Consider the following 6,874-nt stretch of genomic DNA (forward strand, 5'->3'; position numbering starts at 1 on the left):
CCCCACCAGGCACCCCACCCGAGGTCACGGACGGCTCCCCGACCGGACCCGCACCGCTCTCCACGCCCGCGCCCCCCCCCCGCCCCGGCCGGCGCGCGCCCGGCCCCCCCCCCCGCCCCCGCCCCCGCCGCTCCCGCGGCCCGCTCCGCACCGGAGCCGTGTGCCGCCGCGAGCACGGCCGTCATCGTCGTGAGCCCGCCGAGCTCGCCCCGTACGCCCCGGCCCAGGGTCTCCACCGCGCCCGCGGCCCGTGCCTGGTGCCGGCAGTGGAAGGCCAGCTCGCAGGAGGCCAGGCAGTCCGGCACGTACGCGGCCGGGACCGCGTCCACGGTGGCGGACAGCTCCGCCAGCGGGCGCGTCGGGGTCTTGCCGTCGTCCGCGAGCATCAGGTCGAACGTCGCGCCCGCGGGAAGCGCCGCGGCGATCTCCTCGATCCGGGTGAGCCTGGCGAGCTGCCGGCCGGTCACCGCGAGCTGCTTGCGGACGTCGATCAGCTCGGCCGTCGGGAGGTTCGAGAAGTCCTTGGGGCACACCAGCAGCACCCGTTGCCGCACCAGCCCCGCCGCGTCCACGGTGCCGTCCTGCGGTCCGTTCAACCCCGCACCGTCCGGCACGGACGCCGCACCGGCATCAAGGCTGGAATCGGCATCAAGACCCGGATCGACATCAGCCCCGGCGCCGCCGGCTCCCGGCGCAAGGGCCGAATCAGCCGACCCGGCTGAGCCCGTCGAACCCGTCGAACCCGTCGAACCGATCACCCCGGCCAGCTCGCGCAGCGCCAGCACGTACACCGCGGCCTGGCGAGCCGCCGCGCCCACCTTCGTCGGGTCGGCCGTGCCGTCCAGCATGGGGAAGGACTTGATCTCCACGACGGTCCAACTGCCGTCGGGGTGCACCACCACCGCGTCCGGCTCCAGATACGCGGGCGAGCCGGCCACCGACACGCTCACCATCGGATGCCGGAGCACCGCCCAGCGGCCGGCCGCGGTGGCCTCGGCGAGGGCGATCCGGGTACGGGCCGTGCGGCCGTCGGGCCCGTCGGCGGTCAGCTCGGGTGCGTCCACGGCGCCCGGCGGGGGCGGCGGTCCCGGGTCGGTGACGCGCTCGCGCAGCAGCGCGACCAACTGCTCCCCGCCGTCCGCGGTGACCCGCGCCTCGAAGACGTTGCCGCGCTGGTGCGCGAAGTACGACTGGCCGAACGTCGCGGGGCTGCCCAGCGCCTTGGCCAGCGCCGACTTGTCCACGCCCGCGCCGTCGAGCAGCGCGCGGCGGCGGCAGCCGGGGTTGGCGGCCAGCGCCGCGAGCGCACGGGCGTCCAGCGGGCGCGCGGTGACCCGCGGCCCCCGCAGCTCAGCGAGCCGCTGCCCGAGCGCCGTCCGCTGGTGCGGCGGCGTCGCGGTCGGCTTGTCGCGTCGGCTGTTGAGGGATGTGCTCACCTGCCGAAGTCTCGCACCCACCACTGACAACCGGTGTGCTCACCTCGGAATCCGCGCCCGCGACCTGCGCCGCCGCCGCGTCTGCCGAGCCCACCGCGGCGGGCTCGGAGCGCTCCTGCGGCGCCTCCGTAGGAGCGTCGCCCGGCCCGTACGCGGCGCCGGAACCGCCCGCCACGGCCTCCGCACCCGCCGGCTCGGCGCCGCTCACAGCGGTGTCGCCGAACCTGGCCCGGGCCCGGGCCGCGAGCCGCAGCGCCGGCTTGGCCAGCAGGAAGCCGATGCCCATCACGGCGGCGCCGGCCACCGCGTCCAGGAAGTAGTGGTTGGCCGTGCCCATCACGACGAGCAGGGTGAGCAGCGGGTACGCCACGCCGGCCACCTTCGCCCACCGGCCCCGGCCGTGCTGCCACAGCACGATGCCGCACCACAGGGCCCACCCGACGTGCAGGCTCGGCATCGCCGCGTACTGGTTGGTCAGCCCGCCCAGCCCGCGCGGCGCACTGGCCTCGCCGCCCCACCAGCCGTACGACCCGTACTGCGCCATGGTGTCGACGAAGCCGTGGCTGGCGTCGAGCAGCCGGGGCGGGCAGGTGGGCAGCAGGGTGAAGCCGACCAGGCCGATCAGGGTGGACAGCAGCAGCCAGGTGCGCATCAGGCGGTAGCTGACCGAGGCGCGCTTCCACAGCCACACCAAGATCGCCGGGGTGACGACGTAGTGCAGCGAGGCGTACGCGAAGTCGGCCGGTATGCCGAGCGAGGCGTGCTCGGTGAACAGGTTGTTGAGGGGCGTCTCGAAGTCGATGTGCAGCGTCTGCTCGAACTCCAGGATGCCCAGGCCGTGGTCGACGGCGTCGGACACGGAACCCCGTGCCAACAGTCGGCCGGCCGAGTACGCGGCGTACACCACGGCGATCAGCGGCAGCTCGGCCCACCAGCGGGGCTGGTTGCGCTGTGGTGACCCGGTACGGGGCGCGGTATGGGGCATCCGGTCGCTCTCCCAAGTGTGTTCAGGCGGCCAAAAGGCGCGCAGTCAACCGTACGGTCTCCGAGGAGCGGCCCGCACATCCACCCCGGAAAGTCCGGCTAAATGTCGGTTTTGCCTGCTGTAGGGGCCTCCCGGCCGTGGTGCGCAGGGGACAAGACGCCGCGCAGGCCCTGCGGGTTGCCTATCGAACTCGTAAGCGATGATGGATGACGGGCCGCCGGCAGGCCGGACCTGCCCGGTTAACCCCCCGAACGAGCGAAAGGCCCCCTTGATGGCAGCACGTATCCTGCTGGCCCGCCATGGACAGACGGCCTGGTCGCTGTCCGGGAAGCACACGGGTCGCACGGACATCCCGCTCCTGGACGAGGGGCGCCGTGGCGCCAAGCTACTCGGCGAGCGGTTGCACCGCGCGCCCTGGGACGGGCTTTCGGAGGTCGAGATTCGCACCAGTCCGCTGGTGCGCGCGAGCGAGACCTGCGAATTGGCGGGATTCGGCGGCCGGGTGACGCCTTGGGACGCGCTCATGGAGTGGGACTACGGGCCGTACGAGGGCATGACGCCGGACGAGATCAAGGCGGTCAGGCCCGACTGGCTGATCTGGCGCGACGGGGTGCCCACCGGCGTCCCGGGCACCGCGACCCCGGGCGAGTCGGTGGCCGATGTCACGGCGCGCGTCGACGAGGTGGTGGCCTGGGCCCGCGCCGCCGACCGCGACGTACTGGTCTTCGCCCACGGCCACGTGCTGCGCTCGCTCGCCGCCCGCTGGCTCGGCTTCGACCTCGCCTTCGGCGCCCGCATCCGCCTCGACCCGACGTCGCTCTCGATCCTCGGCTGGGCCTACGGGGAGCCCGCCATCGAGCGCTGGAACGACACCGGCCACCTCGCCTGAGCGCCCCACCGGAGGCCCGGCCCGATCCACGCGGGCGCGGCCCGCGGTACCGCGCGGGTCCAGGTGTTTGGGTGCGGCCGGCTCATCGCCCGCCCGCCCGCGCGTAGGCGGCAGCGGATCTCATGACTCCTCGGCGTGGCAGCCCCAGTCGCCTGCCTGCCTGCCTGCCTGCCCGCTCGCGTAGGCGTAGTGCGTAAAGCGTGACCTACGCGCGCGCTGGCGCGAGGGGAACGTGTACGAGGCCCCCGTCACCCAGAACACGTGTACCTACGCGCGCGCTCGCGCGGCGGTTCAGCGCGGGGGACCAGCGCCGTCATCGAGTGACCGCCCGGTGGCCGGCATTGCCACCGCGCGCCCGCGCGTAGGGCCGGCACCGCGACCGCCCACCCTCGCGCGCCCGCCCGCGCGTAGGGCCGCTTCAGCCGTGGCGCGCCGCGGCGTGCCGGGTCAGGAAGCGGGCCACCGCGGGTTGCTTGCGCCAGGGGCGCAGCCCGTCGGCCGCCTCGTCGAGCATGGCCCGGATGCGGGTGGAGTGGACCTGGCCGAGGAGGGCGAGGACGCGTTCGCCGGCGGCTGCGGCCTCATCGGGGGCGCGCCCGCCGACCAGGTCGAGGGCGAGTTCGGCGGTGAACAGCGCCGTGTTGCGGACGAACTGCGGGCCCTGGAGCAGCACCGCGCGCTCCGCGTGTTCCGCCGCCCGCTGCCACTCCCGCAGCGCCGACCAGCACTGCGCCTCAAGCCCCGCGAGTTCCGCCTCGCCGAAGAACGTCATCCACTCGGGATCGGCGTCCGACGGGCCGGCGTCGAACAGCCGCTGGGCCCGGAGCAGCGCCCGTACGCAGCCGGCCCGGTCCGCGAGCCCGGCCCGGCCGCCGGCCTCGCGCAGTGCGAGCAGCGACAGCAGCCGGGGCGAGGCCAACCCGCGCGCGGCGCGCTGCCCGGCCTGCGCGGCCTGCACCGCCTCCCGCGGGCGCTGCGCGTCCCTGGCCAGGAAGGCCATGTTGCAGAACGCGTGCGACTCCAGGGCCTGGTCATCGGCGAGCCGCGCGGTGGCCAGTGCCTCCGCGTAGTGCGAGCGCGCCTGGGTGACCCGCCCCGAATCGTGGGCCAGCCAGCCCACCGAGATGGCCAGCTCGCCGGCGCCCGAGTGCAGCCGCCGGCTCAGCGCCTGCACTCCGGTGCCCGCGTCGAGCAGGTCGTAGGCGGCGTTCAGGGGCTGCACGGCACCGCGGTAGATGCCGTCGCCGCCGTGCCGGTCGTCCAACAGGCGGATGTGCCGCACGGCCTCCTCCAGGGCCGCCGCCTCCGTCGTACCGATGCGTCCGCGCGGCCGGGGCAGGTGCGGCAACTCGGCCGTCAGCGGCGACCGCGGCACCCGGGCGGCACGCGCCGCGCCGCGCGGCGGGGCACCGCTGGGGATGCCACCCGGCGCGCCAGGACCGGCCGCCCAGGCGGGCCCGAGCTCCAACGAGACGGCGGCCACCGTGGCGGAGCCCAGGGTCATGAAGGCACGACGGCGCACGGGGCCCTCCTCGTGGCTGGGGGGTTGGTCGACTGCGGGCCGCCCGGTGGCCGCACCGGAAGCCGCGGTCCGGGGACGGGCGGGCGGCGGGGAGTGCGGAGCGTCCGGACGGCCCGGAAAGTACGGGACGTCGGGGGAGTGCAGGACATCTGGGAAGTGCGGGGCGTCCGGAGAGTGCGGAGCGTCTGCCGAGTACGGGGCCGTCGCCGGGTACGGGCCGTCCGCCGGGTACGGGCCCTCCGGTGCGTGGGGCGCCGAGGCGGCAGGCGCGAGGGGTGGTGTGGCGGGTGCGGTCGGTGCGGCCGGTGTGCCGCTGGGGGCGCCGGACGGGTGAGCTGTCGGAGGGCCGGATAGGCCATCGGGGGCCGGTGCACCGTTGCGCGCCGCGGGGTGCGCGGCGGGCGGGCCGGCGCCCGGCCGGCCGGTGGGCGCCCCGGGCCAGCCCTGCGCGGTGGGTTGCGCCGCCACATGCCCGGAGCCCGGCGCCGCCTCCCGTACGCCGTTCCCCCGTACGCTCGCGCGCGGGGCGAAGCCCAGGTCGGACAGGGTGCGGCCGGGGAACATGTGCCGGAAGACACGCTCGTACGCATAGTTGGGGCAGCGGATCGCGCCGGACTCGACCCGTCCGATGTAGCGGGCGTCGCAGGAGACCTGCTCGCCGATCTCCCGCGCCGAGCGCCGCACCAGGGCCGCGAACTCGCCCGGAGACAGTTGTCCGCGCAGCCGCCGGAAGGCCGTGTTCGGTCGCGGCGACGCGGGTTCTGATGCCGAGGCCATGGCGGTGCCCTCCTGGCGATCCCCGCCCCGGGGCGCTGCCAGGGGCGGACCGGTGCCGTGAACCGGCGGCACGACCGTACCGGCTGGGTGAGCGGGATCACACCGAGATTTGGCTACAAAACGGATATCTCACCCGTGATTTGCCATGAAGTGCCATCCTTTGCGGCGGCCTTGCGCCGTAGCTGTTGACGTTTTGTTGCGTTGGTCTCCTTGGACCATGGCAGTCACGCGGAGGAGGGGTCCCCTTGCCGGACGCCACATCAGCCACTGGGGCAGACGCTAACGGCTCGCGGATGCCCGCACAGTTCCGCCACCGCCCCAGCGACGAGCGCGGCAGTCCGCTGCCGCTCGCCCGACCACATCCGGTGGGGGGCCGCGACGACACCGCGGCCGGCCCGCCCGACCCGCGCGCAGACCGCGCCGGCTGGGGCGCCCCGCGCCCCGCGCCCCGGCTGGTCGCCGCCCCGCCGCCGCGCGCCGCCGCGCCACTCGCCGCTCCCGCGCAACCCGCCGCCGGGGAACCGGCGTCCGACGCGTGCGACGTGGTCACCGTCCCCGCCCGACAGGGCTTCGAGGCCGCTGACCTGCTGCTGCGCGAGTCCGACAGCGCGGGCCCGGTGCTCCACGACGATGCGGACAACACGCTCAGCTTCGTGGTGCCCCCAGGCACCGCCGCCGAATGGGACGTACCGGGCAGCGCCTGCACCCGCACGCACGGCCGCGGGCTGGACCTCGGGGCCGCCCGGGCCGCCGGGGCGCCTGATGCGGGTACGGGACGTGCCGCAAGCGCCTACCCGGCCGGGGAGGCCGGAGCCGCCCGGGGCGACGGCCCCGCGCGCGAGGACGGTGCCGACCGGGACGCCGGAGCCGAGTGGCAGCAGGCGGCCCCACCCCCGCCGCCGCTACCCGGCGCCGCCTGGCTCGTACCGCCCACCGACGCGTACCGCGAGACCACTGACCCGGCCGTGCTGCGGGCCGCGCTGGGGGAGGCCGCCCGGGTGATCGAGGCGATGGACCGCTGCCGCTGACGACGGCCCGGCGGCCGGGGCTCATGGGCGCGGCGCCCGACCCGATCGCGGGCGTTGCGCCTGGCCGGGCCGCAGGTCGCCGGCCGTGGGCCCGTTCCGGCCGCCCCGTCGTACGTGCTACTCGCTGGGGCCGTGGGCTGACCCGCGCCGGCGGCCAGGGCTCATGGGCGCGGCGCCCGGCCGGCTCGCGGACCCCCCCCCCCCCGGCCCCGGCCCCCCCCCCCCCGCCCCCCCCCC

5 protein-coding genes are annotated in these 6,874 nt (G+C 76.1%); 2 read left to right on the forward strand and 3 right to left on the reverse strand.

Annotated elements, in window-relative coordinates; all coding sequences use genetic code 11:
- Together AAHZ94_RS25690 and AAHZ94_RS25695 are read right to left on the reverse strand one after the other, a co-directional pair.
- Positions 1-1,436 (reverse strand): hypothetical protein (locus AAHZ94_RS25690; RefSeq protein ID WP_502964782.1); only part of this gene is annotated, 1,436 nt, incomplete at its 3' end.
- Complete coding sequence (locus tag AAHZ94_RS25695) at positions 1,351-2,421, reverse strand: phosphatase PAP2 family protein (protein ID WP_349995599.1); 1,071 nt, start codon at positions 2,419-2,421, stop codon at positions 1,351-1,353. The genes AAHZ94_RS25695 and AAHZ94_RS25690, both read right to left, overlap by 86 nt.
- 271 nt (positions 2,422-2,692) lie before the next feature.
- Here AAHZ94_RS25695 and AAHZ94_RS25700 point away from each other — a divergent pair, with 271 nt between their 5' ends.
- The gene (locus tag AAHZ94_RS25700) at positions 2,693-3,310 is read left to right on the forward strand and encodes a histidine phosphatase family protein (protein WP_349995601.1); all 618 of its coding nucleotides are present in this window, start codon (positions 2,693-2,695) and stop codon (positions 3,308-3,310) included.
- 418 nt (positions 3,311-3,728) lie between these two features.
- Here AAHZ94_RS25700 and AAHZ94_RS25705 read toward each other — a convergent pair whose 3' ends face one another.
- A complete protein-coding gene (locus tag AAHZ94_RS25705; RefSeq protein WP_349995602.1) occupies positions 3,729-5,609 on the reverse strand; it encodes an NsdA family TPR-like regulatory protein in 1,881 nt (626 codons plus the stop codon).
- Positions 5,610-5,902: 293 nt separating this feature from the next.
- On the opposite strand from AAHZ94_RS25705, the gene AAHZ94_RS25710 reads away from it, so the two are divergent.
- Complete coding sequence (locus AAHZ94_RS25710; protein ID WP_502964783.1) at positions 5,903-6,637, forward strand: hypothetical protein; 735 nt, start codon at positions 5,903-5,905, stop codon at positions 6,635-6,637.
- Positions 6,638-6,874 lie beyond the last annotated feature (237 nt).

Source organism: Streptomyces sp. HSW2009 (genome assembly GCF_040240285.1).
Taxonomy (GTDB): Bacteria; Actinomycetota; Actinomycetes; order Streptomycetales; family Streptomycetaceae; genus Streptomyces.

What these genes read in the sequence shown, in the direction of transcription:
- AAHZ94_RS25710 (WP_502964783.1), top strand. Translation starts at nt 5,903, where the DNA reads ATGCCCGCACAGTTCCGCCACCGCCCCAGCGACGAGCGCGGCAGTCCG.
- AAHZ94_RS25705 (WP_349995602.1), bottom strand. Translation starts at nt 5,609, where the DNA reads ATGGCCTCGGCATCAGAACCCGCGTCGCCGCGACCGAACACGGCCTTC.
- AAHZ94_RS25700 (WP_349995601.1), top strand. Translation starts at nt 2,693, where the DNA reads ATGGCAGCACGTATCCTGCTGGCCCGCCATGGACAGACGGCCTGGTCG.
- AAHZ94_RS25695 (WP_349995599.1), bottom strand. Translation starts at nt 2,421, where the DNA reads ATGCCCCATACCGCGCCCCGTACCGGGTCACCACAGCGCAACCAGCCC.